This is a genomic window from Trebonia sp. (genome assembly GCF_049794275.1).
Classification (GTDB): domain Bacteria; phylum Actinomycetota; class Actinomycetes; order Streptosporangiales; family Streptosporangiaceae; genus Trebonia.
Window position 1 is genome coordinate 1 of the sequence record NZ_JBARCR010001154.1, and the last position, 1,851, is coordinate 1,851.

Sequence of the window (1,851 nt, forward strand, 5' to 3'; positions counted from 1 at the left end):
GCTCCGCGTCCGGCACCCGGTCCCACAGCGCGAGCGCCTGGTCGTAGTGCTGGTGCGCCTCGGCGGGCGCGCCGATCCGGTGCGCCTCCTCCCCGGCGCGGATCGACGCGGTGAACGCGCCGGGCACGTCGTGGCTGGCCAGGCTGTGGTGGGCGAGCTCGGCCGCCGCGCCTGGCACGCCGGACAGCAGCGCGGCGAGCCGCGCGTGCAGCCGGGTCCGCTCCCCAGGCAGCAGGTCGTTGTACACCGCCTCGCGCAGCAGCGCGTGCCTGAAGGCGTAGCCGTCCGCGCCGTCGGGGACGAGCAGCTGGTGCGCGACCGCCTCGCGCACCGCCTCGTCGTAGCGGCCCTCGGGCAGCGCGGCAGCGGCCCGGACCAGGTCGTCAGACGCGCGCCGGCCGGCCACCGCCGCCGCGCGCAGCACCAGCTGGGCCGCGTCGGACACCAGCTCCACCCGGGACATGAGCAACGCGGCGAGCCCGGACGGCAGCGCGCCCGACGGTCCTGACGCCGTGGTGGCGGCGAGCAGTTCCTCGGCGTAGTACGCGTTGCCCTCGGCCCGCTCCACGATGTGGTTGAGGGCGGCGGCCGGGAGACGGCCGCGCCCGTTCCGGATGGAGGAAAGATGCTCAGCCAGCGCGGACGGGGGCAGCGGGCCGAGCTCTACCTGCACTACCGATGGCAGCCTTCGCAGGTCAGCCAGCACCGGCCGGAGCGGGTGGCGGCGGTACAGGTCGTCGGTGCGGTACGTGCCGATCATGGCGACGGCCTCGCGGTGCAGCATGCGGAGCAGGAACGTGACCAGGTCGCGGGTGGTGGCGTCGGCCCAGTGCAGGTCCTCGAGGATGAGCAGCACCGGGGCCTCGTCCGACAGCTCGGCGAGCAGGCCCAGCATCGCGCCGAACATCTGCTGTTTCGTCAGCCCGGACCAGTCGGACTCCCGGTCATAGCCGCCGTCGCCGTCGGGCAGCAGCATCGCGAGGACCGGGCGGGTCTTGACCGCCGCCTCGAGGTCAGGCGAGGCAGTGCGCAGCGCGTCTGCGAACGGCAGGTACGGCACGCTGTCGCCGATCTCCGCGCACTGGCCGGTGAGCACGGTGAAGCCCCGGCTCGCGGCGCTGGCCGCCACCTCGGCGACCAGGCGCGACTTACCGACCCCCGCGTCGCCGCTGACCAGCGCGGCGACCGCATGGCCCGCCGCCGCCTCGTCCAGCAGGTTCGCCAGCCGGGCGAGTTCGGCAGCGCGGCCGACTAGTGTCGCCATGTCTCTATTATCCGTGCTGCACCGACATTCCGCCGAATCAATTAACCTCGCAGTATGGAGAAGGTGAGCCGGACAGATGCGCAGTGGCGCGAGCAGCTCACGCCCGAGGAGTACCGGGTGCTGCGGCAGGCGGGAACCGAGGCGCCGTTCGCCGGTGAGTACACCGACACGGAGACGACCGGGGTCTACCGGTGCCGGGCGTGCGGGGCGGAGCTGTTCCGTTCTGACGCCAAGTTCGAGTCGCATTGCGGGTGGCCGTCGTTCTACCAGCCGACGTCGTCCGACGCCGTCACGCTGATCGAGGACAGGGCCCACGGGATGATCCGGGTCGAGGCGCGGTGCGCGCGGTGCGATTCGCACCTCGGGCACGTGTTCACCGGCGAGGGGTACCAGACGCCGACCGACGAGCGGTGGTGCATCAACTCGATCTCGATGACCCTCGAGCCTGTCGAGCCGGCGGAGTCTTAGTCTTCGGCCCGGCCTCACTGGTCGCCTGACTCGTAGCGACGGTTGCGCTTGACCTGGGCGCGGCGGCGCTTGGCGTCCAGTCGGCGCTCGCGGGCCCTGCGGGTCGGCCTGGTGGCCAC

Annotated in this window: 2 protein-coding genes; one reads left to right on the forward strand and one right to left on the reverse strand. The window is 72.7% G+C overall.

Features of this window, described 5'->3' with window-relative positions; translation table 11 throughout:
- The coding region (locus tag WA805_RS28530) for an ATP-binding protein (RefSeq protein ID WP_425243872.1) at positions 1 to 1,264 on the reverse strand (1,264 nt) is incomplete at its 3' end.
- Between the two features lie 54 nt (positions 1,265 to 1,318).
- On the opposite strand from WA805_RS28530, the gene msrB reads away from it, so the two are divergent.
- Positions 1,319 to 1,732 (forward strand): peptide-methionine (R)-S-oxide reductase MsrB, encoded by a 414-nt coding sequence (msrB, locus tag WA805_RS28535; RefSeq protein WP_422280274.1) that lies wholly within the window; start codon positions 1,319 to 1,321, stop codon positions 1,730 to 1,732.
- The last annotated feature ends 119 nt before the right edge of the window (positions 1,733 to 1,851 follow it).

What these genes read in the sequence shown, in the direction of transcription:
- msrB (WP_422280274.1), top strand. Translation starts at nt 1,319, where the DNA reads ATGGAGAAGGTGAGCCGGACAGATGCGCAGTGGCGCGAGCAGCTCACG.